Here is a 21,441-nt window from a genome sequence, read left to right as displayed (position 1 = left end):
GCTAGCGTCAGCGCGTCGCTTTGCATACGCCCGAACCATGACCCGCTGTTTCGGAATCAGCCGTGTCTTGGCCGCTGGGGCGGCTGCTGTGGTGTCGACCCTGGCGTTCAGCATGCCCTCCAGGGCAGGATTCACGCCCGAGCAGCTGGCCGGTTTTGAAGTCACCCACCTGAGAGGTGTGGTTAATGCCGTGCTGCCGAAGCAGAAGGTGATCGAAGTGATCGATCCGGAAGGTCACAAGGAAATCGTCACGGTTGGCATCGACATGGCTCCACTGCGCCTCCGCAAAGGAGATCGCGTGGACGTTTCGCTGTTGGATGGCTTGGTGGTTGATCTGGAGCGCAGCAAGGCGACAACGCTGAGCTTCGATCGCGAAGACATCTACATGCCGATGGACATGGGTCCCTTGAAGAAAGGGATGCGTGTTGCCCTGGCTTCAGGTACAGCAAGGGTGTTGAAGGTGTCGGCGACCGACCGCAGCCTCAGCCTGATGGGACCGCTGGGAGGCATCCACAACCTGGATGTTGTGATGCCCAGTGGCAGTGATCTCTTCCCTGCTCTCAAGGCAGGGGATCTGGTGGATTTCCGCTTGATTCAGCCGGTGGCGGTGGACATTGACCGTGTTTCCACTCCTGCTGAGACGTCGGGTGCGTCGCAGAAACAACCGTTGCTCAGTGCTGTCGCTGATCGCCGCACCAGCTTGAAAGCCGAGCTGCTGGAGGCGTTCGAGCTTTCGCAGGTGACGGGAACGCTGCTGCAGTTCAAGCCCGATCAACAGGTGATGGAGCTGAAGAGTCCCTACGGCCACACCCTGTTGATCACCATGGGTGGCGGGCTCAAAACAGCGGGGGTCAGCAACGGTGATGAAGTGATCATCGACATCCTCGATGGCCTCGTGGTGGACCTAAGCAAAAGCTCCGCGAGCAGCCTCAGCTTCACCCGTGACGACGTGATCCTCTCCGAGGATTTTGGTGAAGTGCGCAAGGGAGCCCGGGTGGCGATGGGGACCGGAACTGCTGAGGTGGTGAAGGTCTCCGAGAAAGACCACGAACTCAGCCTGCGCGGTCCTTTCGGAGGGATCCACAACCTCGACGTTCGTCCTGGTCTCAACGGAGACCCGCTCGCCCAGCTCAAGGTGGGTGACTTCGTCCGCTTCCGGTCGATTCAACCGATCGCTATCGGGATTCGACCGGCCGGCTGAATCAGCCGTCTTGATGGGAGGCGAGGGCGCGCACCACATCTCCTCGGGTGATCACGCCGACGGGACATTGGTTCCCGTCGAGAACGAACAGGCGCTGCGTTCCCCGTTCATGCAGCTGGGATGCCGCCTTGGGGAGCGGTAGATCCGTGCCACAACTGTGGGAATCCTTGCGCATGAGATCGCTCACGTTGGTGCCGAGCACCTGGTGCACCTGCTTGTCCCAGTTCAAGGGATTGCGCAGGTAGATCACGCTGTCCAGCAGCATCACGTAGGGGCCGGCATCAACACCGCTCTCCCGCACCATCAGATCCTGTTCCGTCAGTTCGCCGATCAGACGCCCTTCGGGATCCACCACCGGCAAGCCGCTGACGTGGTGGTCGCTGATCATCTGGACGGCTTGCTGCAACGGGGTGTCCGGCGTGACCGTCAGAACGGGTTGGGTCATCACATCAGCCACCGTGAGCTGCAGGACCATGATCAGGGTTCAGCTGTCCGCATTCTGAGCGTTGTCTCTGCCTTTGCGCTCGATCGCCAACGGACTCACCGTGGCGCGAGCGGTTGCCGGTCTACCTCTCGTCATCGCGTTGCAGCTGGGCTGGCAGGGCTGGGCCTGGTGGTTGCTGCTGTTGGCCGGTCTCAGTGATGCAGCAGATGGCTGGTTGGCGCGCCGTGCCGGTGGCGGAAGCAGCTGGGGAGCGCGTCTGGACCCCCTGACCGACAAGGTGCTGATCGCGGCACCGTTGCTCTGGCTGGCGTCGTCTGCTGTGCTCCCGCTCTGGGCCATCTGGTTGCTGCTCGCCCGTGAATTGATGATTTCGGGATGGCGGGCCGAGGCCAGTGATGGGGCGCCGGCGTCGTTGTCGGGAAAAGCCAAGACGATCCTGCAGTTCGTCAGCTTGCTGTTGATGCTCTGGCCGTCCGTCTGGATCGGTTCTCCCGGGCTGCAGAGCCTGGGCTGGTGGCTGTTCTGGCCCTCCCTCGCCCTGGCTCTGAGTTCAGCTCTGGGTTACATCACTCCCCGATCAGCGCCACGTCAGCACTGAAGTCCGGCGCAGCGGTTGGGTTCAGGGCGTAGTCGTTGGTGTAGCTGTCGGCCAGGCCTTTGGCCAGGTCGAAGCTGGGCTGCCAGGCCAGTTCGCGTTCCACCCGGGTGATGTCGGTGAGGAAGTGATTGAGCCGCAGAGGGAAGGCTTTGCGGGCCTTGGGGTCGAGATCACTGGGGTTGAAGCTGCGCAGCTCAAGGCTGTCAGGATCGCGATCGCAAGCCACTGCAGCTGCGCGGATCAGTCCCTTGAAGGTGATGCCCTGTTTCCCGGAGCAGTTGTAGATGCGGTTGGCTGCAGCATCCACCTCGATGCAACGGGCCATCGCTTCAGCCAGATCCTCCACATGGCCCAGTTGGGTGATGGTGCTGCCGTCGCCGGGGAGCGGAATCGGTCGGTTGTGAACGATGCGATCGAAAAACCAGCGCTCGACGGGGTTGTAGTTGCCAGGGCCATAGATGTAGGTCGGCCGGAAGCTGGTGAAAGCAATGCCTTCATGCCGTAGCCACGCTTCGGTCTCGGCCTTGCCGGCATGACGGCTCTGTGGGTCGGTGGGGCTGGATTCATCCAGGGGCCACTGCTCTGAGTCGGCATAGACCCCGGCCGAACTCACATAGACAAAGCGATGGCTGGGGGCCCCGGTGATGGCCACCACCCGGCTGCTGTCCTCTTGTTTGCGTCCGGAACTGTCGACGATCACATCGAAGCTTCGGCCCTGCAGCGCGCTCAGACCGTCATCGCTGCTGCGATCGCCACAGAGGTGTTCCACACCCGCGGGTACAGCGTTCTTGCCGCGGGTGAACAGGGTGAGTGCATGGCCCTGGGCCTGTAGACGGGCCACCAGGGGCTTGCCCACGAAGCGGGTTCCCCCCATCACCAGGATCTTCATGCATTTGGGCCCGAAAAGCGCAGCTATTGAAGCGTGGCGCTGCAGGATGGAGGGTCTCTGGTCCGATCACAATGGAGATCATTCCCGCCATTGATTTGCTCGATGGAGCCTGCGTCAGGCTTCATCAGGGGGATTACGACCAGGTCACCCGCTTTAGTGAAGATCCCGTCGCTCAGGCCCTCAGCTGGCAAAGCCAAGGGGCGAGCCGGTTGCATCTGGTGGATCTCGATGGTGCCAAACGTGGCGAGCCGGTGAACGACGCTGCGGTGCGGGCCATTACCGAAGCCCTCGACATTCCTGTTCAGCTTGGAGGTGGTGTCCGCTCGCTCGAACGTGCGGAGGACTTAATCGCCTGTGGCTTGGATCGGGTCATCCTTGGCACGGTGGCTATTGAACAGCCGGCTCTGGTGCAGGAGTTGGCCCAACGCCATCCCGGTCGAATCGTTGTGGGAATTGATGCCAACGATGGCCGGGTGGCGACCCGGGGTTGGATCGAGCAGAGCGATGTTCTGGCAACGGATCTGGCCCAGCAGTTCAGTGCTGCCGGAATTGCGGCGATCATCACCACCGACATCGCCACCGATGGAACCCTTGCCGGCCCCAATCTGGATGCCTTGAGGACCATGGCGCAATGCAGCGCTGTTCCTGTGATTGCCTCAGGTGGCATCGGTTGCATGGCTGACCTTCTGGCGCTTTTGCCGCTGGAACCCCTCGGTGTTTCAGGGGTGATCGTGGGCAGAGCGTTGTACGACGGTCGTGTTGTCCTGAGCGAAGCCATCGCTGCAATCGGTGCGGCAAGGCTTCAGGACGTCACCACCGTGGCTGCAGACATCGCCTGAGCTGGTCTTGGGCCTTATGGTTGAAACAGCAGGCAACCCTTGTGCTAAGAGCAGCCGCCACCAAGACCAGCACGCCGTCCCCTCCGGGCAGCTTGCAGGAGGTGTTTGAGCAATGTCGTCGGCTGGGGATGCGGCTCAGCCGCCAGAGACGCATGGTGCTCGACCTGCTCTGGAGTGAAAAGAGCCACCTCAGTGCTCGAGACATCTTTGAACAGCTGAACCTGAGGGGCCGGAGCATCGGCCATACGTCGGTCTATCAAAACCTCGAAGCCCTTCAGTCCGCAGGCGTGATCGAGTGTCTCGACCGCGCGAGTGGTCGCTTGTATGGCTACAGGAGCGATCCCCACAGCCATCTCACCTGTTTGGACAGCGGTTCGATCGAAGAATCGACGTGGTTCTTCCCGACGACTTGTTGCGTCAGATCGAACGGCACACCGGCTTCCATATCGAGTCGTACACGCTGCAATTGAACGGCCGGCGCACCCTGGAGGATTGAGCAGAAGCTCGTTACCTTGAGCCCAATTGCTTGGGTTCATCGTTTGGCCTCTCCTTCGCCGGTGCGGATGTTGCTGCTCGCTCCGGATCTGCTCGGAGAGTCGTTGGCGCTGAAACTCACGTCCGCCCGCGACGATTGGGAGGTGCTTCTTCGCCCTGATCGGTTGAAGGGTTCTCCGGCTCTGGTGATCTGGTCGATCGATCGCGTCGCTTCGTTGGCGGCGATTCAGCAGGAGCTTTTCGCGTTGCAGGAGCGTTGGCAACCTGCTCCGGTCCTGCTGCTGCTCCCCAGCGAGATCCGCTTGTCGCGGGAGCAGCTGCTGGGTTTGCCAGCGGCTGGCTTGCTGCAAAATGCTGATTGGCAAAGCCTGCAGAACGCCATTGAAACCCTCCTGCAGGGGGGGCGGGACATCCGTCTGGAGGCTCCCTCGGAGGCCGCGAGCCAAGACCAGACCATGGGCTTGGGGCAATGGCTTTTGGTCAGTGGGTTGCAGCAGGTGAGTCGCGATCTCCAGCTGGTAGAAGCCATGCTGAATCCGCCGCCGGAGCAGCCGTTGCTCTTCGCTCTGCTGCAGGGTCGTCGCCGCGAACTTCAGTTCGCCAAAGGGTTGCTGCTCTGGCTCTGGGGGCCACTCCAACTGGGTCTCGAGGATGCAGAACCCCTGAAGCCCACTGCGCCTCCTTCCCCTGGGTCACCAAGCACCACGGCGATCAGTCTCAGAGAACGCAATGCCATTGCTGTTTGGGATGCCATCCGCGACCGCATTGATGACTCGGTTCAGGCTGGACTAACCAATTCCACCGGCCGTCTTCTAGCGATTGAGGGCTTGCACCCGGAGCGCCGCCGGGAGTTGCTTCTGGCCTTGTTGCAACAGCTCGACCAGGTCTTGCAACGCCTGCGTACCCGCCAGGACGGAACGGCGATGGCGCAGGCATGGAATGCTCTGCAGCCCGAGTTACGGCAGCAGGCACTGACTGCGCTGGCGGGCAGCTATGTCCAGATCCCCTGCAATGGTGACCTGCAGCCGGTCGTGGCTTCATTGCTGGGGCGCGCTGATCTCACCGGTGAGGATGGAGAGCTTCCGGATCCAACGGGAATGCTGGCTCCCTTGGTGGCGGATCAGCCGATGCTGGTGAACGGCTTGCTGTTGCCGGCCGATGACCCCAGGGCGTTCCTGCAATTGGAAACCTTGGTCAGCAATTGGCTGGTCAGAACGGCTGAACTGATTGGTGCAGAACTTCTTGATGCTTGTGGTGACTGGCCTGAGCTGCGTCGTTATCTCCTGCGGGATCCCCTCCTGGCGACCCGGGAACTCGATCGCCTGAGAAACCGTTTGAACACCCAGCTGCGTTGGGCCGACTGGGTTGAGCGTCCAATCCAGCTTTATGAGAGTCAGCGCACCTTGTATCAGTTGCGAGCTGGTCGCATCGAACCGCTGCTGCTGACGGAGCCCCGGGACAACGAGTTGAACCAGCTCGGTTGGTGGCAGCGGCAGGTGGCGTTGCTGTTGGAAGCCAGAGATGCCCTTGCACCCCAGGTGCAGGCCGTGGTCCGTCGCATTGGCGATCTTGCCGTCATCCTGCTGACCCAGGTGCTCGGCAGGGCCATCGGTCTGGTTGGTCGTGGCATTGCCCAGGGAATGGGTCGCAGCCTCGGCCGCAGTTAGGCCCCTGGGTCCACAATGGCGATCCGCTGCTTCGGCTCGATGCTTGCTTTGGTGCGCTGTTTGATCACCGTGTCGATCGCGCTTCTGCTCTATGTCGCCCCAGCGGGCGCTGTGTTGAACAGCGATAGCTACGACGGCAACATCTATGCCCTCTATGCCGGCAACGGCTCTTTGGTTCCTCCCGCCAACACCCTGGAGGACTCCCTCGCTGAGGGACGCACTGCAGTGATCATCTATTACCTGGACGACAGTTCCGTCAGCAAACGTTTCGCTCCAGTGGTGTCGGAGTTGCAACGGCTTTGGGGCCGCAGCATCGATTTGCTGCCTCTCACGACCGATCCACTCCAGGGACGAGAAGCACTCGGGGCTGGTGACCCTGCCACCTACTGGTCAGGAGCCATTCCTCAGGTGGTCGTGATTGGATCGGATGGCAGGGTTGTCTTCGATCAGAGCGGCCAGGTTCCTCTGGCGGTGATCAACGACGCCATCAGCACCTCCACAGGCCTTCCGGCTCCTGATTTGGGGCGGATTGATCAGGAAGGCAGTTTCAACGAAGTGAACATTGAAGTCACGGCGAACTAAGACGCCCATCGCCACGCCGCCTACGCTGCCGGCCAGTTGTCCCGGTCGCTGAGCCGGATCCGCTGTGTCGCTGTTGTTTGCTCCGCTGGGCCTTGGACTGGGTGTGGCCTGGCTGGAGCTCCGCCATCGCCTTCGGCCAGCGTCGCCGCTGCGGATGACTCCCCAGGATTGGCGCGTGGATGACCTGGGGGGGCGCCTCCGCATCGAAGGTGTGCTGGAGATCAGCAACCCCCACCCCCGGATGGAGGTCTTTGTGCCGGAACTGCGGGTCGAACCCGTGCTTCTTGGCTCGTCCGACACCGCTGGCCTGGAGGTGAAAACGCGGATCATTGCTGATCATCCCGATGAGGAGACCCGGGCGGATGGCTACTGGGCGGCTTACATCGTCAAGGGACGCAAGAGCACGCGCGCCCGAGTTTCGATCGAGATCACCGGTTCATCCCCCTCAGCTCGGGTCGACAGCCTTTGGGTCGATGCGCACTGGGTGAATTACGGACCCTTCGGTCGCACGCAGCGCCGTCAGGGTGTGCTGGTTCCTCTTCGGCGTCCACAGCCGCTGCAGCCCGATCAAGCCCACTTCACGCAAGGGGAGGGTTGCCGTGTGCTGCCGCTTCGAACCCACTTGCTCGGACCCTTGGACGATGCCATTGCGGTCTTGCGCACCTATGCCGCTGACTTGATCCAGCCCGGCGACATTCTCACCATCGGCGAGACCCCCGTTGCTGTGATCCAGGGGCGCTACCGCCACCCCAGTGAAGTCGAGCCAGGGATGGTTGCGCGTCTGGCCTGCCGTGTGTTCCACCCCACCAGCAGCCTGGCAACCGCCTGCGGCATGCAGACCTTGATTGATCTGGTCGGGCCGACCCGCGTTCTTGCCGCCTGGCTGGGGGGACTGTTGATGAAGCTGGTTGGCGTCCCCGGAGGTTTTTATCGCCTCGCCGGTGATCAGGCCCGTTTGATCGACGACATCACAGGAACAACACCGCCCTACGACCAGACCATTGTTCTGGGTCCATCCCGTGCCGAGCAGTTCTGTCGTGACGCCTCTGCCGAACTCGGGGTTGACGTCGCCATCGTGGATGTCAACGACCTCGGCCGCGTGAAGGTTCTGGCCTCCAGCCCTGGTTGTGATGAGGAATTGCTGGGGAGGGCCCTCCGCCCCAATCCAGCTGGCAATGCCAACGAGCGCACCCCCCTGGTGTTGGTGCGGCCAGGGCTGGAATGAGCGATACATTGTGATCAGTGGGGTTGGAGGGGTGTCCAGTGGAAGAACCCAAGACATCCTCGATTCGCATTGAGCCACTCAATCCAGCCCATCTGGCCCGGTGGGTTCAAGACGCGCCGGTTGAACAGCTGTCGCGTTTTCAGGGCTTTCTGATCGGAGAATGGCTCTCTTCAGTGGAGCAGCGCTTCCCTGATCTGCTCCCCAGTCGCTCGCCGCGTTGCCTGCTGGCCCTCGACGGTGACCGCCCGGTGGCCAGCGTTGTGGCGCGGCCGTTCAACCGTCGTGGCAGCTGCTGGATCCTCCAATTGCCGGAGCTGCTTGGGACGGTCGATGATCACAGTCATCGCATGATTCAGCAGGCCTTGCTTCAGCAGGCCCTGCACTCCTGGACCACCCAGATCTGCAGCTGGGTGATCCGATGTCCTGCCACGGATGCCGAGGCCATCGCTCTGCTGCGGGAACTCGGCTTTCAACCGCTTCGCCCCTACCAGTGCTGGCTCCCACCCAGCACGGACGCTGAGCAGGGGACCACCGATCAGCTGCCCGCGGGTTTGCGCTGGTCAGCTCTCAACCGCCGCACAGCCCAGTTGCTTTGGCCCATCGAGCAGGGCGGCAGCTACAGCCACCTTCGGCAGATCACTGACCGCCACTGGCTTGATCTGCTTGACCGGCATGGACCGGGTTGCGGGGTGCTCATGGCTGGAGACGCTGTTCTGGCGGGCTGCATCCGACTCCCCGACGCTGGAGAGGCCGGTCTTGTGGAGCTGATGCGGGACATCGCCTGGGATCCACGGTTGGATCAGGCTCTTCCCAGCGTGTTGAACGGGATTCGCCAGCGAGGCCGGCCCAGCGGGTTGCTCACGGCATTTGACGATGCGCCACTCAGCAGGATTCTTGAAGCGGAGGGTTGGACCCGTGGCGATGAGCAGCTGTTGCTGGGACGCAGCATGTGGCGCCGTCAATCACCCCAGCGCAACCTGCAGCTGACGCGATCGCTGGATCAGGTGCTTGGCCGACTGCGGCCCCAGGGCACACCCCTCCCGACCCCAAGCCTGGGTGACCGGAACTAATGCGGCCGCGACCCTGTTCGATCCTCAGCCTGGATGTCGGTCGGAAGCGCATTGGTCTTGCTGGCTGCGATCCCCTTGGCATCAGCGTGACGCCTCTCTCGGCCTTGCGTCGTGGTCGTTTTGATGCCGATCTAGTCGTTCTCCGTGCCCATTGCAGTGCACGTTCGGTGCAGGGCCTCGTGGTTGGCTTGCCCCTGGATGCCTCGGGCCAGCCCACGGCTCAGGCGGAACACTGCCAGCGCTACGGCCTGCGTCTGGCCGATGCCCTTGAGCTTCCCCTGGCGTGGGTGAATGAGCACAGCAGCACCTGGGCGGCCGGTGAGCAATTCGGGCTGACGGGGGACCGCAGCGGGCGTCTGGACAGCGCAGCTGCTGCGTTGCTGCTGGAGCAGTGGCTTGTCGAGGGGCCGGAGCTCAAACCGGCCCAGAGGAGTGCTTCAAGGTCGGGCGTCCGGGCTGCCGATGGTGGATCCTGAGCCCAGTCAGAACCGCGTCGATGTCTGAGTCGGGACCCGGAAAGAGCAGCGATCATCCGACCCTGCTGGTCCGTGATCGCGAGGGCCATGACCTGCTGTGTTTCCTGGAGCACCTGATCCCCCTCGAGGGGCAGGACTACGCCTTGCTTTCGCCGGTGGACACGCCGGTGTCGCTGTTTCGACTCAATGATGAGGCTGAGCCGGTGCCGATCACGGAAGTTGCCAGCAGTGAGCCGATTCTGTCGGTGGCTGATGTTGTGCTTCAGGAGCACGACTTGGTCTTGGTGCGATCGGCGATCACCCTCACGGTGAGTGGTGAATTGGATGAGCCGGATCAGGATGAGCTCGATGAGCTGGAAGAGGACGACGATGTCGACGAGGACGCCGAGACTTTTGAGCTCCTGGTGAGCTTCATGGTCGAGTCGGAGGAATACGGGCTCTATATCCCCCTTGACCCGTTCCTCGTTTTGGTGCGGATGGAGGATGGCCAGGCGGTGCTGCTGAGCGACGATGAGTTGGATCGTGTTCAACCTTTGATTGAGGCGGAACTGGAGGAGCGTGAATGGCCGGATTGACGGGACAGCACTGGTTGACACCCGACTGGGATCCACGGCTCACGATTGCCCAGCTTTCGCTTCCCTACCTCACGGCCCACGGTCTGCGGGCCGCTGTGATTGACGTCGACCGCACCCTTCTGCCCGGTCGTGATGTGACCCTGCCAGAGCCTGTTCGCGAGTGGTTGGTGGATGCTGGCCGTCGCATGCAACTGCATTTGTTCAGCAACAACCCGTCCCACGGTCGGATCGCTGCCGTGGCCGATCAGCTCGGGGTCAGCTTCACCTCCGGGGCTGGAAAACCGCGTCGTGGAGCACTGCGCGCTGTGGTTCGCGATCTCGCTGTGCCACCGCACGCGATTGCGATGATCGGTGACCGTCTGTTCACGGATGTGCTCTGCGGCAACCGGATGGGGCTCTACACGGTGTTGGTTCGACCCGTCAAGGATGACGGAAAGGCCTGTCGCCATGACCGTGTGCAGCGTTTTGAACGCGCTTTGGCGCGCTGGATGGGGGCGCCGTCAGCATGACCCTGTGGGTCGTGAAAATCGGTACCAGCCTGCTCAGGGGTGAGACCGCAGCCACCATTGAGGGCTACGCGCGTTGCTTCGCATCGGCCATGGACCGCGGTGACCAGGTGGTGCTGGTTACCAGTGGTGCCGTCGGGCTGGGCTGCCAGAAGCTGGCCTTCACCAATCGCCCCGACACGGTGGTGGCCCTGCAGGCGGCGGCTGCCATCGGCCAGGGGGCGCTGATGGCGCTGTATGAACGGGCCATGGCCCGCCATGGTCGTTCCGTGGCCCAGGTGCTGCTGACTCGCTCCGACCTGGCCGATCGCCGTCGTTATCAGAACGCTTCGGGCACCCTGCGGCAGCTGCTGAGCTGGGGGGTGCTGCCGGTGATCAACGAGAACGATGCCCTTTCCCCGGCGGAGTTGCGCTTCGGCGACAACGACACCCTCTCGGCTTTGGTGGCCGCCGCCGTTGAAGCGCAGCAACTGATCTTGCTGACAGATGTTGATCGCCTGTACTCCTCGGATCCTCGGGTCGATGCAAACGCCGAGCCCATCTCAGATGTCCGCCATCCCCGGGACCTGGACCAGCTGGAACAGGGGGCGGGGGATGGTGGTCGCTGGGGCACCGGGGGCATGACGACCAAGCTGGCGGCAGCCCGCATCGCAACCGCCAGTGGCATCACGGTGCAGCTGGCCGACGGCCGTGATCCCTCTCGCTTGGACGCTTTGCTGCAGGGGGAACGGGGTGGAACGGTGTTCCATCCCCACCCTGAACCCCTGGGCAATCGACGCAGCTGGCTGGCCCATGCGCTCCGGCCTGAGGGTGAACTCCAGCTTGATGCGGGGGCCTGCGACGCTCTGAAGCACCGTGGTGCGTCTCTGCTGCTGGTTGGTGTGACGGCGGTGCGTGGACACTTCGCTGCCAACCAGCCCGTTCAGTTGCTGGGCCCCAGCGGCATTGACGTGGGCCGTGGCCTCTGCTCGATGGACAGCGACCAGCTTCGGGCTGCCATGCACGCCGCATCATCGGGTGAACCTTCTCCGGTGGTGGTGCATCGGGATGTTCTGGTGCTGCGCGGTCGTTAACCACGTCTACGATCCGCGCGAATGTCGTGGCTGCCATGCGTTTCAGCACCCTGATCAAGGTTCTGCAGACCGGTGATGCAGGCTTGCGCTGGAGCCAGCCCGGAGTGGATCCGTGGCTTGAGGGTGCCGCTTCGCTCGATCAGGCCTCAGCCTCGCAACTCAGTTTTCTGGAGAAGGGCAACGCCCTGACCGCTGTCCTGGGTGCCAGCAGCGTCGGCGCTCTGTTGCTGCCGGACCAACAGGATCTGATTGATCTTGCCTCTGGGCGTGGCATCGCCTTTGCGGTCTTCGCTGACCCCCGTCTGGCCTTTGCCGAAGCCCTTGATCAGTTGCATCCCCGCCGCCGGCCGTTGGCGGAGATTCATCCTTCGGCGGTGATCGATGAACGGGCTGTGGTGGGCCCAGGCAGTGCTGTTGGCCCTCGGGTGTGCATTGGCGAGGGGAGTCGTGTCGGGTCCGATTGCATCCTTCATCCCGGGGTTGTGATCTACGACGATGTGGTGATAGGTGACAGCTGTGAGCTGCACGCCAATGCGGTGCTGCATCCAGGAAGCCGTCTTGGAAAGGGATGCGTGGTGAATTCCAACGCTGTTGTCGGGTCTGAGGGGTTCGGCTTCGTGCCAACCGCAAAGGGATGGCGAAAAATGCCGCAGACCGGTCTGGTCGTTCTTGAAGATGGCGTTGAGGTGGGATGTGGAACCACCATCGACCGTCCATCGGTGGGGGAGACGCGCATTGGAGCCGGCACCAAGATCGACAACCTCGTTCAGATCGGCCATGGCGTCACCACCGGCCGCGGCTGTGCCTTCGCTTCCCAGGTAGGAATCGCTGGGGGTGCGCGGATCGGTCAGGGGGTCATCCTGGCGGGCCAGGTGGGTGTCGCCAATCGAGCCGTTGTGGGTGACCGTGCCATCGCCAGCTCCAAAAGCGGTATCCACGGTGAGGTAGCCCCCGGTGAGGTGGTGAGCGGTTATCCCGCGATTCCGAACCGCCTCTGGTTGCGCTGCTCTGCAGCCTTCAGCAAGCTGCCGGAGATGGCGAAGACCTTGCGCGAGCTCAAACGCGACTCCCCTCAGTAACCTCAGCGGTCGACCTGCCGCACTACACCGTCATGGCTCAGCACCGCGTTGTTCTTCTGCCCGGTGATGGGATCGGCCCGGAGATCACCGCTGTCGCCCGCCAGTTGCTGGAGGTCGTCAGTCAGCGTCATGGCTTTTCGCTGAGCTTCGAGGAACAGCCCATCGGTGGCAGCGCTATTGATGCCACTGGTGAGCCACTTCCCGCCAGCACCCTGGAAGCCTGCAAGTCAGCCGATGCTGTGTTGCTGGCTGCCATCGGTAGCCCTCGCTTCGACAGTCTTCCCCGCGAAAAGCGCCCGGAAACCGGCCTGCTCGGTTTGCGCTCTGGCATGGAGTTGTTTGCCAATCTTCGCCCGGTCAAGATTGTCCCCGCCCTCATTGAGGCCAGCAGCCTCAAGCGCGAGGTGATCGAGGGAGTTGATCTGATGGTGGTGCGTGAACTCACCGGTGGGATTTACTTCGGTCAGCCCAAGGGACGCATCGAGACCGAGGGAGACGAGCGTGGCTTCAACACCATGACCTACTCCGGCTCGGAGGTGGATCGGATCGCAAAGGTGGCCTTTGAGATCGCCCAGGAGAGGCGTGGACGGCTGTGCTCGGTCGACAAGGCCAATGTTCTTGATGTGAGCCAGCTCTGGCGTGACCGTGTCGATGCCATGGCGCCTGGATACGCCAATGTCGATGTGAGCCACATGTATGTGGACAACGCGGCGATGCAGCTGGTGCGCGACCCCCGTCAGTTCGATGTGCTGCTCACCGGGAATCTTTTCGGCGACATTCTCAGCGATGAGGCGGCAATGCTCACTGGCTCCATCGGAATGCTGCCCTCGGCCTCCCTCGGCAGTGAAGGACCTGGTCTCTTTGAGCCTGTGCATGGTTCGGCCCCCGATATCGCCGGTCAGGACAAGGCCAATCCGATGGCCATGGTGCTCTCGGCCGCGATGATGCTGCGCACCGGTTTGAAGCAGGGTGCTGCTGCCGATGATCTCGAAGCCGCTGTTGATGCCGTTCTGGCCGGCGGATTCCGCACCGGTGATTTGATGGCAGAAGGCTGCACTCAGCTGGGTTGTCGCGCCATGGGTGAGGAATTGCTCAAAGCTCTTTGAACTTTGGATTGGTGCAATTGGGCCCTGATCTGGCAAGATCTCCGGGCCACTAGTCCCCGCATCGATGTCGAAGCGTCATCCGGTTGTCGCTGTTACCGGTTCTTCCGGAGCTGGAACCAGCACCGTCAAGCGCGCCTTCGAGCACATCTTTGCGCGGGAGGGCATTACCCCTGCAGTGGTGGAAGGCGACAGCTACCACCGCTACGAGCGGATGCCCATGAAAAAGGCCATGGCGGATGCCCTGGCCAAGGGTGAAAATTTCTCCCATTTCGGCCCTGAGGCCAACCTCTTCGACAAGCTCGAGGAGCTGTTCCGCACCTATGGCGAGACCGGTGCTGGTCAGAAGCGCTACTACCTGCACAGCCCCGAAGAAGCTGCCGAACACAACGCCCGTCTCGGCGTCAACCTCGAGCCGGGTCAGTTCACGCCTTGGGAAGACATCCCTTCGGGCACCGATGTGCTGTTCTACGAAGGCCTTCACGGTGGCGTGAAGGGAGAGGGATACGACGTCTCGGCCCTGGCTGACCTGCTGGTGGGCGTGGTGCCGATCACCAACCTCGAGTGGATTCAGAAGATCCACCGTGACAATGCTGAGCGCGGCTATTCCGCTGAAGCGATCGTTGACACGATCCTGCGCCGGATGCCGGATTACATCAACCACATCTGCCCCCAGTTCAGTCAGACCGACATCAACTTCCAGAGGGTTCCCACGGTGGACACCTCCAACCCCTTCATCTGCCGGAACATCCCGACGCCTGATGAAAGTTTCGTGATCATTCACTTCCGCAAGGGTGCTCGCGAGAAGTGGGGGATCGACTTTGGCTATCTGCTGAGCATGATCCACGATTCCTTCATGTCCAGCCCCACCAGCATCGTGGTGAACGGCGGCAAGATGGGCTTTGCAATGGAACTGATCCTCACTCCGATCATTCACCGCATGATCGAAGAGAAGAAGAAGGTCAGCTGATCGCTTCTCGATACAACATTCATCTCTAGAATGAGCCCATCTGAGTGATCAGGTGGGCTCTATTTCTTTGTCAACGCCCTCCTTCGAAATTCGTGGAGCTTCGGGTGTTCCGTCGGCTCCGCGCTGGGATCGTATTGACAGCCGTACGCTGATCGCTCAAGCCCGAAGGATCTACTTCGCGTATCTCTCCAACACCCCTGCGGGACAGGAGCCCACAGGAGTTGTCGTGGATCCGCAGCAGCCTGATGGTCGGGTGGTCTTCGAGACTCCTGTCCTGCTGCCGGATGAGGAGTTCATCGCGATCGATCTGATCCGGAGTCGCACGAGCCGTGGCCGGTCTCGATGGAAGGGTTGAGCTTGCTTTGGATTGCCCTGCTGGGCGCCTGCGTCGGCAGCTTCACCAACGTGGTGGTGTGGCGCTTGCCCCGTCAGGAATCCGTGGTCTTCCCGGGAAGCCACTGCCCGAAATGTGGTCATTCCATTCGCTGGCATGACAATCTCCCGGTGCTCGGTTGGCTGCTGCTGAGGGGGCGTTGTCGGGACTGTCATGCCGGGATCAGCTGGCGCTATCCAGCGGTGGAGGTCCTGAGTGCCGGCTTGTGGATGTCGGCTGTATTGGTATGGCCTGGTGCTGGTGCCGGGCTTCCCGATCTCTGGCTCCCCTGGGCGGGTCTTCCTCTGATCGCGCTGCTGCTGCCCCTGGTGCTGATCGATTTGGATCACCTGTGGCTGCCGGAGCCCCTGTGTCGCTGGGGTGTGGTGCTGGGGTTGTTCGTCAGCAGCGTTGGTGGGGTCTCCGCGGTTTCAACCCATCTGATCGCATCGGTGCTTGCCTTGCTGCTTCTGGAAGGCCTCAGTGCCTTGGCCGAACGGCTGTTGGGGCAACCTGCGCTGGGTCTGGGTGATGCCAAGTTGGCGGCGCTGGGCGGGGCATGGCTTGGCCCTGGGGGGATTGCAGCCGCCATGGCCATTGCGATTGCGGCGGGTGCCGCGGTCGGAGGCACTGCTCGATTAAGTGGACGGCTGGGCCCTCGGGAACCTTTCCCCTTCGGTCCGTTTATTGCTCTCGGAATCTGGTTGGTCTGGCTGACCGGTCCGATGTGGTGGTGGAGTGAGTGGTTGATGTTGCTGGGCGTCTGAAGCCGCCACGCTTCACGCTCCGGCACCGCCAGCCGTCGCATCAAAGGCTCCCCCCGCTTTCACATTGGCGAGCAGCGTCCCATCCAGGAACTGCTGATCCAGGAGAATCAACGCAGCGCTGTTCGAATCGGCCAAGCGCAGCCTTTTGATTACAAAACGGGCTTCTGATTCTTCCTGAAGTTGTTCCTCGACAAACCAATCGAGCATGGCTGTCGCGGTGCGATCTCCCTGCTTCTCCGCGAGGCTGTAGATGTTGTTGATTGAGCGTGTGACGTCTTTTTCCATGCTGTAAACCATGTCGAACAATGTTTCGACTGACTCCCAGTCCCGTTGCGGCGAGTCAATGGTGGGCAATTGAACTTTGCAATCACTGTCCACCAGGTACGAGATCAGCTTGGAGGCGTGACCCCTTTCCTCAATGCTCTTGTTCAGCATGTAGCTGGAGAAGCCGATGAGATCTTTTTCCCGCAGCCAGATCGCCATGGCCAAATAGGTATGGCTGGCTTGGAATTCAAGGGAAAGATGGTTGTTGATCGCCGCTGTATGGGAGGTCATGCCTGATGGCGTTCAATCTCGTCATCAGCAGGTTAGAGACTGCATTTCTTGGCTTCAAAAACAAAAAAAACATCCCCTCAGAGCATGGATCACCTTCTGGGGCTGTAGAGCGTGGTTGGTTCGTCATTGCTCCAGCTCGAAGGCTCTCCCCAGGGCAGCTTTTAATGGAGAGAGCTGACAGCCTTGTGTGTCTCTGTTCGACTGGTTTGCTGATCGCCGCAAGGGTCAGTACGTCGCCAATGTCAAGCAGGAACCTGATGAAGGCGATGGTCTGTGGAGCAAATGCCCTGAATGCGGGCAGGTGGTCTACGTCAAAGACCTGAAACTGAATGCCAGCGTTTGCGCCAACTGCGGCTATCACCACCGGATTGACAGTGCCGAACGCATCGCGCTGATCGCTGATCCAGACAGCTTCCAGGTGCTGAATGCTGATCTCTCACCGGTTGATCCTCTGGGGTTTAAAGATCGACGGGCCTACGCCGATCGGCTGCGGGAGAGTCAGGCCTCGACGGGGCTGCGGGATGGCGTGGTGACCGGCCTGTGCCGTGTTGAGGGCATTCCCATGGGGCTGGCAGCGATGGATTTCCGCTTCATGGGCGGGTCGATGGGATCTGTGGTCGGGGAAAAAATCACCCGTTTGATCGAGGAATCCACGGCCCGCAAGCTGCCGCTTCTGATCGTCTGCGCCTCTGGCGGTGCCCGGATGCAGGAGGGGATGCTCAGCCTGATGCAGATGGCGAAGATCTCTGGAGCACTGGAACGCCACCGTGAAGCCGAGCTGCTCTACATGCCTTTGCTCACCCACCCCACCACCGGAGGCGTCACAGCCAGCTTCGCCATGCTGGGAGACCTCATTTTGGCGGAGCCGAAAGCGCTGATTGGCTTCGCTGGGCGCCGCGTCATTGAGCAGACCCTGCGGGAGAAGTTGCCGGACAATTTTCAGACGGCTGAGTATCTGCAGGATCACGGGTTCGTGGACACGATCGTTCCACGCACCCAGTTGCGCTCCACGTTGGCCAACCTGCTGCGCTTGCATGGCAGCAAATCGATGGAGCTCACCAGCGCATGATCAGGTCCGGACTTGCTTTGATCCTGGGGTTGATCTGCTGGGTCGCACCTGTTCTGGCGGCCCCTGTCGAATGGATCGAAGTTCCTGTTACTGACGCGGGTCAGCAGTGGTGGGATCGCGGCAGTGTTCGCATCGACCGGGATGGATTCCGAACGGTGCTGAGTCGTTTTACGCCAGCGGCGACTGACGATGGGGATCAACCCGCTGGGGAGCTTTATGTGATGCAGCTGGACTGTGCCCAAGGTCTCTATCGCGACAAACAGGTGAATGGTTTGCCGCGGTTTCGTGCCCAATGGCAGCCTGCTGGAGACGACGGGCTGATCACCTCCGTGATGGAGGCTGTCTGCACCGAACCCCTCTCCAGTTGAGATGTCTCCACAACCCATTGGTGTTGCCGTTGCCGGTCTCGGCTTTGGGGAGAAGGTGCACCTACCGGCGCTTGCCGCAGCTCCCGATCTTCAGGCGGTTGCCCTCTGGCACCCACGCCAAGAGCGGCTGGATGCCGCGAAGGCCGACCACGGCCTGAAGGGATACAGCGACTGGGACGCTCTGCTGGCTGATCCTGCTGTGGAAGCGGTGGTCATTGCCACCCCCCCTGCACCGCGTTTTGCGTTAGCCCGTCGAGCCCTTGAGGCGGGTAAGCACTTGCTGCTGGAGAAGCCCATCACTTTGCATGCCGATCAAGCCAGAGAGCTGCAGCGGCTGGCCATGGAACGGGGACTTTCGGTGGGAGTTGATTACGAATATCGGGCTGTACCTCTGTTCATGCAGGCGGAGCGTCTGCTGCGAGCTGGTGCTGTTGGCACGCCCTGGCTGGTGAAACTGGACTGGCTGATGGGCAGCCGTGCCGATCCCCAACGTGGCTGGAACTGGTATGCCGAGGCGGATCAGGGTGGAGGTGTGATCGGAGCCTTGGGAACCCATGCTTTCGACATGCTCGCTTGGTTGGTTGGTCCTGTGGGGTCTGTTCAAGCATTGAACAGCGTCTCGATTCCTCAGCGACCGCACCCGGAGGGTGGTTTGGCCCCCGTTGATGCACCCGATGTGTCGTTGGTGCAGGCCAATCTGCACTGGCAAGGCCGACCTGACATGCCGGTGCCAGCCCAGGTCAGCCTGAGTTCGGTGTCCCGATGCGGACGGGGATTCTGCCTCGATGTCACTGGATCAGAGGGATCCTTGGTGCTCAGCAGCAGCAACCAGAAGGATTATGTGCATGGATTCGAACTTCAGCACGCAGCGTTGGGTGGCGGTCTAAAAGAGGTGCCGCTCGATGCGGACCTCGCGTTCAATCAAAATTGGAGTGATGGTCGGATTGCGCCCGTTGCCAGAGTGTTGGGTTGGTGGGCCGAGAGCATCCGTCATGGCAATCCGATGATTCCTGGTTTGGCCGAAGGTGTGATGAGCCGCAACGCATGTGATCAAGTGGAAGCGTCACTTGCTCACATCTGATTGGGCCAAATGATGCAATCCCTTGGTTCCAATTTAAAGGCCTATCTGTAACTCACGTGCGTTGGTGCTTCGATTTCGATTGAAGAATTGACGTCGATTGAATCGACTCAATGGCTCTGGCGGATTACACCTCCGAACTGATTTCAACTGCACAATCCCTCGCCTCACCTGGCAAAGGAATTCTTGCTGTTGATGAGTCCACCAAGACCATCGGCAAGCGCCTTGGCTCCATCGGAGTGGAGAACACCGAAGCCAATCGCCAGGCCTATCGGGGGATGCTCTTCACCACTGCGGGGCTTGGAGATTTCATCAGCGGAGCCATTCTTTACGAAGAGACCCTCTTCCAAAACCATGCTGACGGCGAGTCCATGGTGAACAAGCTGGGCAAGCTTGGAATCATTCCCGGCATCAAAGTCGATATGGGCCTAAGGCCCCTTGGTGGCGCCAACGCCGTCGAGACGCTCTGCACTGGTCTTGATGGGTTGGTTGAGCGTGCTGCCGACTATTACGCCCAGGGCGCTCGCTTCGCCAAGTGGCGTGCTGTGCTGCAAATCACTGCAGATGGCTGCCCTTCAGCCCTCTCTGTTCGCGAAAATGCTTGGGGCTTGGCTCGCTATGCCCGCTCGGTTCAGGAATCCGGCCTTGTTCCCATCGTGGAGCCCGAAATCCTGATGGATGGCAACCACAGCATCGAAACCACCGCTCGAGTTCAGGAACACGTCATACAGGAGGTGTATCACGCTTGCTACGCCAACGGTGTCTTGCTTGAAGGAACTCTGCTGAAGCCTTCGATGACGGTTCAGGGCGCGGACTGCCCAGACAAGGCAGACCCTGCAAAAGTCGCGGCGATGACGGTGCGAACCCTCGAGCGCAGTGTCCCTGCCAGTGTTCCCGGCATTGTGTTCCTCTCCGGAGGCTTGAGTGAAGAAGCTGCTTCGGTGTACTTGAACCATATGAACAGCATTGAGCGCAAGGCCAAGTGGAACCTTGGTTTCTCTTATGGCCGAGCTCTGCAGCACTCTTGCCTCAAAGGCTGGGGTGGGACCAACACTGAAGCTGGCCAGAAAGCACTGTTTGCAAGGGCCCAAGCTAACTCTGAAGCCTCACGCGGCAAATACGTTGCTGGCTCCCAGCCTTCGTCGGATGAACAGTTGTTTGTCGCCGGTTACACCTACTGAATCGAATTTCACCAAGCCCTGTCGTTTGTTTGGACGGGCTTGGTGACAATTTGAACACAAATAGGTAAAGTCATCGCCCGGCGGAGTCTTTCCGTCAAGGTTCCGTATCAGATTTTTCCTATGGCGCTCGTTCCGCTTCGGCTTTTGCTCGACCATGCCGCCGAAAACGGCTATGGCATCCCTGCGTTCAACGTGAACAACCTCGAGCAGGTCCAGGCCATCATGGAAGCGGCTGACGAGACCGACAGCCCCGTGATCCTGCAGGCGTCTCGCGGTGCCCGCAGCTACGCCGGCGAAATCTTCCTGCGTCACCTGATCCTGGCCGCGACCGAGACCTATCCCCACATCCCCGTGGTGATGCACCAGGACCACGGCAACGCTCCTGATACCTGTTACTCCGCTGCCATCAACGGCTTCACCTCCGTGATGATGGACGGATCCCTGGAAGCCGACGCCAAGACTCCCGCCAGCTACGACTACAACGTCAACGTCACCAAGCAGGTTGTTGACTTCGCTCACTCCGTGGGTGTGAGTGTTGAAGGTGAGCTGGGTTGTCTGGGCTCCCTGGAAACCGGTAAGGGTGAAGCTGAAGACGGCCACGGTTTCGAGGGTGAGCTGTCCAAAGACATGCTCCTCACCGATCCTGCAGAGGCTGCTGACTTCGTCGCCAAAACCAAGTGTGATGCTCTTGCTATCGCCATCGGTACCAGCCACGGCGCCTACAAGTTCACCCGCAAGCCCACAGGCGAAGTGCTGGCCATCAGCCGCATCGCTGAGATCCACAAAGCCATCCCCAACACCCACTTGGTGATGCATGGCTCCTCCTCTGTTCCCCAGGAATGGCTGGAGATGATCAACAAGCACGGTGGTTCCATCCCCGAGACCTACGGCGTTCCCGTCGAAGAGATCCAGGAGGGCATCCGCAACGGTGTGCGCAAGGTGAACATCGACACCGACAACCGTCTGGCCTTTACCGCTGCTGTGCGTGAGGCAGCCATGGCCGACCCCGCCAACTTCGATCCCCGCCACTTCAACAAGCCGGCTCGGAAGTACATGAAGCAGGTCTGCCTTGACCGCTATCAGCAGTTCTGGGCTGCCGGCAATGCCAGCAAGATCCAGCAGCAGAGCATCACCCACTACGCCGGCCTGTATGCCAAGGGTGCTCTTGATCCCAAGGCTGCCGTCGCTGCCTGATCAATCACCGCTTGAGTGAAACGATTTTCGGATCACAGGGGGGCTTCGGTCCCCCTTTTTTTT

General features: G+C 61.1%; 24 protein-coding genes and 1 pseudogene. 22 read left to right on the top strand and 3 right to left on the bottom strand.

Going from position 1 to position 21,441, the window contains the following annotated elements; all coding sequences use genetic code 11:
• Positions 1 to 37 precede the first annotated feature (37 nt).
• Positions 38 to 1,201: a hypothetical protein gene (locus tag SynPROSU1_RS09695; protein ID WP_186570323.1), complete on the top strand. Its 1,164-nt coding sequence runs from the start codon at positions 38 to 40 to the stop codon at positions 1,199 to 1,201.
• A gap of 1 nt (position 1,202) precedes the next feature.
• Here SynPROSU1_RS09695 and SynPROSU1_RS09690 read toward each other — a convergent pair whose 3' ends face one another.
• A complete protein-coding gene (locus SynPROSU1_RS09690) occupies positions 1,203 to 1,676 on the bottom strand; it encodes a CBS domain-containing protein (RefSeq protein ID WP_186570322.1) in 474 nt (157 codons plus the stop codon).
• Positions 1,677 to 1,707: 31 nt separating this feature from the next.
• Between SynPROSU1_RS09690 and SynPROSU1_RS09685 the strand changes: the two genes are divergently transcribed.
• A complete protein-coding gene (locus tag SynPROSU1_RS09685) occupies positions 1,708 to 2,244 on the top strand; it encodes a CDP-alcohol phosphatidyltransferase family protein (protein WP_186570321.1) in 537 nt (178 codons plus the stop codon).
• On the opposite strand, the gene SynPROSU1_RS09680 is transcribed toward SynPROSU1_RS09685, so the two are convergent.
• Positions 2,213 to 3,133 carry an NAD-dependent epimerase/dehydratase family protein gene (locus SynPROSU1_RS09680; protein WP_186570320.1) on the bottom strand — a complete coding sequence of 307 codons (921 nt, stop codon included), beginning with the start codon at positions 3,131 to 3,133 and terminating at the stop codon, positions 2,213 to 2,215. The two genes, SynPROSU1_RS09685 and SynPROSU1_RS09680, sit on opposite strands and share 32 nt — an antisense overlap.
• A gap of 71 nt (positions 3,134 to 3,204) precedes the next feature.
• On the opposite strand from SynPROSU1_RS09680, the gene hisA reads away from it, so the two are divergent.
• The 15 genes and pseudogenes from hisA to SynPROSU1_RS09605 all read left to right on the top strand — a co-directional run bounded on the left by hisA (position 3,205) and on the right by SynPROSU1_RS09605 (position 15,933).
• Positions 3,205 to 3,972 carry a 1-(5-phosphoribosyl)-5-[(5-phosphoribosylamino)methylideneamino]imidazole-4-carboxamide isomerase gene (gene hisA, locus SynPROSU1_RS09675; RefSeq protein WP_186570319.1) on the top strand — a complete coding sequence of 256 codons (768 nt, stop codon included), beginning with the start codon at positions 3,205 to 3,207 and terminating at the stop codon, positions 3,970 to 3,972.
• Positions 3,973 to 4,100: 128 nt separating this feature from the next.
• Positions 4,101 to 4,468 (top strand): annotated as a pseudogene (locus tag SynPROSU1_RS09670) (Fur family transcriptional regulator).
• Positions 4,469 to 4,535: 67 nt separating this feature from the next.
• Positions 4,536 to 6,134 carry a DUF3685 domain-containing protein gene (locus tag SynPROSU1_RS09665; protein WP_186572343.1) on the top strand — a complete coding sequence of 533 codons (1,599 nt, stop codon included), beginning with the start codon at positions 4,536 to 4,538 and terminating at the stop codon, positions 6,132 to 6,134.
• 15 nt (positions 6,135 to 6,149) lie between these two features.
• The gene (locus tag SynPROSU1_RS09660) at positions 6,150 to 6,716 is read left to right on the top strand and encodes a thylakoid membrane photosystem I accumulation factor (RefSeq protein WP_186570318.1); all 567 of its coding nucleotides are present in this window, start codon (positions 6,150 to 6,152) and stop codon (positions 6,714 to 6,716) included.
• Positions 6,717 to 6,780: 64 nt separating this feature from the next.
• Positions 6,781 to 7,941 (top strand): F420-0:Gamma-glutamyl ligase, encoded by a 1,161-nt coding sequence (locus SynPROSU1_RS09655; RefSeq protein WP_186570317.1) that lies wholly within the window; start codon positions 6,781 to 6,783, stop codon positions 7,939 to 7,941.
• A 38-nt stretch (positions 7,942 to 7,979) separates the two neighbouring features.
• Positions 7,980 to 9,011, top strand: a complete 1,032-nt coding sequence (locus SynPROSU1_RS09650; RefSeq protein ID WP_186572342.1) for a hypothetical protein — start codon at positions 7,980 to 7,982, stop codon at positions 9,009 to 9,011.
• Positions 9,011 to 9,487 carry a Holliday junction resolvase RuvX gene (gene ruvX / locus SynPROSU1_RS09645; RefSeq protein WP_186570316.1) on the top strand — a complete coding sequence of 159 codons (477 nt, stop codon included), beginning with the start codon at positions 9,011 to 9,013 and terminating at the stop codon, positions 9,485 to 9,487. Before SynPROSU1_RS09650 ends, ruvX begins: the two co-directional genes overlap by 1 nt.
• 20 nt (positions 9,488 to 9,507) lie before the next feature.
• A complete protein-coding gene (locus SynPROSU1_RS09640) occupies positions 9,508 to 10,062 on the top strand; it encodes a DUF3727 domain-containing protein (protein WP_186570315.1) in 555 nt (184 codons plus the stop codon).
• Positions 10,050 to 10,571, top strand: coding sequence for a YqeG family HAD IIIA-type phosphatase (locus SynPROSU1_RS09635; protein WP_186570314.1), 522 nt, complete (start codon positions 10,050 to 10,052; stop codon positions 10,569 to 10,571). Before SynPROSU1_RS09640 ends, SynPROSU1_RS09635 begins: the two co-directional genes overlap by 13 nt.
• Positions 10,568 to 11,641, top strand: a complete 1,074-nt coding sequence (gene proB / locus SynPROSU1_RS09630) for a glutamate 5-kinase (protein WP_186570313.1) — start codon at positions 10,568 to 10,570, stop codon at positions 11,639 to 11,641. Before SynPROSU1_RS09635 ends, proB begins: the two co-directional genes overlap by 4 nt.
• 35 nt (positions 11,642 to 11,676) lie before the next feature.
• Positions 11,677 to 12,720, top strand: coding sequence for a UDP-3-O-(3-hydroxymyristoyl)glucosamine N-acyltransferase (gene lpxD, locus SynPROSU1_RS09625; protein WP_186570312.1), 1,044 nt, complete (start codon positions 11,677 to 11,679; stop codon positions 12,718 to 12,720).
• A 32-nt stretch (positions 12,721 to 12,752) separates the two neighbouring features.
• On the top strand, positions 12,753 to 13,826 hold the full coding sequence (leuB, locus tag SynPROSU1_RS09620) for a 3-isopropylmalate dehydrogenase (protein WP_186570311.1): 1,074 nt from the start codon (positions 12,753 to 12,755) through the stop codon (positions 13,824 to 13,826).
• Positions 13,827 to 13,890: 64 nt separating this feature from the next.
• Positions 13,891 to 14,793, top strand: coding sequence for a phosphoribulokinase (locus SynPROSU1_RS09615; RefSeq protein ID WP_115025240.1), 903 nt, complete (start codon positions 13,891 to 13,893; stop codon positions 14,791 to 14,793).
• Between the two features lie 67 nt (positions 14,794 to 14,860).
• Positions 14,861 to 15,148: a hypothetical protein gene (locus SynPROSU1_RS09610; protein WP_186570310.1), complete on the top strand. Its 288-nt coding sequence runs from the start codon at positions 14,861 to 14,863 to the stop codon at positions 15,146 to 15,148.
• The gene (locus tag SynPROSU1_RS09605; protein ID WP_186570309.1) at positions 15,136 to 15,933 is read left to right on the top strand and encodes an A24 family peptidase; all 798 of its coding nucleotides are present in this window, start codon (positions 15,136 to 15,138) and stop codon (positions 15,931 to 15,933) included. The genes SynPROSU1_RS09610 and SynPROSU1_RS09605 overlap by 13 nt, the downstream gene beginning before the upstream one ends.
• Before the next feature lie 12 nt (positions 15,934 to 15,945).
• Here SynPROSU1_RS09605 and SynPROSU1_RS09600 read toward each other — a convergent pair whose 3' ends face one another.
• Entirely contained in the window at positions 15,946 to 16,488 is a 543-nt protein-coding gene (locus SynPROSU1_RS09600) for a ferritin (RefSeq protein WP_186570308.1), read from the bottom strand.
• A 187-nt stretch (positions 16,489 to 16,675) separates the two neighbouring features.
• On the opposite strand from SynPROSU1_RS09600, the gene accD reads away from it, so the two are divergent.
• From accD to fba, 5 genes are all read left to right on the top strand, one after another.
• Positions 16,676 to 17,557, top strand: coding sequence for an acetyl-CoA carboxylase, carboxyltransferase subunit beta (accD, locus tag SynPROSU1_RS09595; RefSeq protein ID WP_186570307.1), 882 nt, complete (start codon positions 16,676 to 16,678; stop codon positions 17,555 to 17,557).
• Positions 17,554 to 17,925 carry a hypothetical protein gene (locus tag SynPROSU1_RS09590; RefSeq protein ID WP_186570306.1) on the top strand — a complete coding sequence of 124 codons (372 nt, stop codon included), beginning with the start codon at positions 17,554 to 17,556 and terminating at the stop codon, positions 17,923 to 17,925. The genes accD and SynPROSU1_RS09590 overlap by 4 nt, the downstream gene beginning before the upstream one ends.
• A gap of 1 nt (position 17,926) precedes the next feature.
• Entirely contained in the window at positions 17,927 to 19,006 is a 1,080-nt protein-coding gene (locus SynPROSU1_RS09585; protein ID WP_186570305.1) for a Gfo/Idh/MocA family protein, read from the top strand.
• Positions 19,007 to 19,116: 110 nt separating this feature from the next.
• A complete protein-coding gene (locus SynPROSU1_RS09580) occupies positions 19,117 to 20,184 on the top strand; it encodes a class I fructose-bisphosphate aldolase (RefSeq protein ID WP_186570304.1) in 1,068 nt (355 codons plus the stop codon).
• A 120-nt stretch (positions 20,185 to 20,304) separates the two neighbouring features.
• On the top strand, positions 20,305 to 21,378 hold the full coding sequence (fba, locus tag SynPROSU1_RS09575) for a class II fructose-bisphosphate aldolase (protein WP_186570303.1): 1,074 nt from the start codon (positions 20,305 to 20,307) through the stop codon (positions 21,376 to 21,378).
• The last annotated feature ends 63 nt before the right edge of the window (positions 21,379 to 21,441 follow it).

Origin of the sequence: Synechococcus sp. PROS-U-1 (assembly GCF_014279755.1) — a bacterium.
In the GTDB taxonomy this organism is placed as follows: Bacteria; Cyanobacteriota; Cyanobacteriia; order PCC-6307; family Cyanobiaceae; genus Parasynechococcus.
The sequence above is the reverse complement of the archived record's forward strand: the minus strand, read 5'-3'. Positions and strand labels throughout refer to the sequence as shown.

What these genes read in the sequence shown, in the direction of transcription:
- SynPROSU1_RS09640 (WP_186570315.1), top strand. Translation starts at nt 9,508, where the DNA reads ATGTCTGAGTCGGGACCCGGAAAGAGCAGCGATCATCCGACCCTGCTG.
- fba (WP_186570303.1), top strand. Translation starts at nt 20,305, where the DNA reads ATGGCGCTCGTTCCGCTTCGGCTTTTGCTCGACCATGCCGCCGAAAAC.
- SynPROSU1_RS09665 (WP_186572343.1), top strand. Translation starts at nt 4,536, where the DNA reads ATGTTGCTGCTCGCTCCGGATCTGCTCGGAGAGTCGTTGGCGCTGAAA.
- lpxD (WP_186570312.1), top strand. Translation starts at nt 11,677, where the DNA reads ATGCGTTTCAGCACCCTGATCAAGGTTCTGCAGACCGGTGATGCAGGC.
- SynPROSU1_RS09580 (WP_186570304.1), top strand. Translation starts at nt 19,117, where the DNA reads ATGGCTCTGGCGGATTACACCTCCGAACTGATTTCAACTGCACAATCC.
- leuB (WP_186570311.1), top strand. Translation starts at nt 12,753, where the DNA reads ATGGCTCAGCACCGCGTTGTTCTTCTGCCCGGTGATGGGATCGGCCCG.
- SynPROSU1_RS09585 (WP_186570305.1), top strand. Translation starts at nt 17,927, where the DNA reads ATGTCTCCACAACCCATTGGTGTTGCCGTTGCCGGTCTCGGCTTTGGG.
- SynPROSU1_RS09690 (WP_186570322.1), bottom strand. Translation starts at nt 1,676, where the DNA reads ATGGTCCTGCAGCTCACGGTGGCTGATGTGATGACCCAACCCGTTCTG.
- SynPROSU1_RS09635 (WP_186570314.1), top strand. Translation starts at nt 10,050, where the DNA reads ATGGCCGGATTGACGGGACAGCACTGGTTGACACCCGACTGGGATCCA.
- SynPROSU1_RS09590 (WP_186570306.1), top strand. Translation starts at nt 17,554, where the DNA reads ATGATCAGGTCCGGACTTGCTTTGATCCTGGGGTTGATCTGCTGGGTC.
- SynPROSU1_RS09680 (WP_186570320.1), bottom strand. Translation starts at nt 3,133, where the DNA reads ATGAAGATCCTGGTGATGGGGGGAACCCGCTTCGTGGGCAAGCCCCTG.
- SynPROSU1_RS09695 (WP_186570323.1), top strand. Translation starts at nt 38, where the DNA reads ATGACCCGCTGTTTCGGAATCAGCCGTGTCTTGGCCGCTGGGGCGGCT.
- hisA (WP_186570319.1), top strand. Translation starts at nt 3,205, where the DNA reads ATGGAGATCATTCCCGCCATTGATTTGCTCGATGGAGCCTGCGTCAGG.
- proB (WP_186570313.1), top strand. Translation starts at nt 10,568, where the DNA reads ATGACCCTGTGGGTCGTGAAAATCGGTACCAGCCTGCTCAGGGGTGAG.
- SynPROSU1_RS09605 (WP_186570309.1), top strand. Translation starts at nt 15,136, where the DNA reads ATGGAAGGGTTGAGCTTGCTTTGGATTGCCCTGCTGGGCGCCTGCGTC.
- SynPROSU1_RS09600 (WP_186570308.1), bottom strand. Translation starts at nt 16,488, where the DNA reads ATGACCTCCCATACAGCGGCGATCAACAACCATCTTTCCCTTGAATTC.
- ruvX (WP_186570316.1), top strand. Translation starts at nt 9,011, where the DNA reads ATGCGGCCGCGACCCTGTTCGATCCTCAGCCTGGATGTCGGTCGGAAG.
- SynPROSU1_RS09660 (WP_186570318.1), top strand. Translation starts at nt 6,150, where the DNA reads ATGGCGATCCGCTGCTTCGGCTCGATGCTTGCTTTGGTGCGCTGTTTG.
- SynPROSU1_RS09615 (WP_115025240.1), top strand. Translation starts at nt 13,891, where the DNA reads ATGTCGAAGCGTCATCCGGTTGTCGCTGTTACCGGTTCTTCCGGAGCT.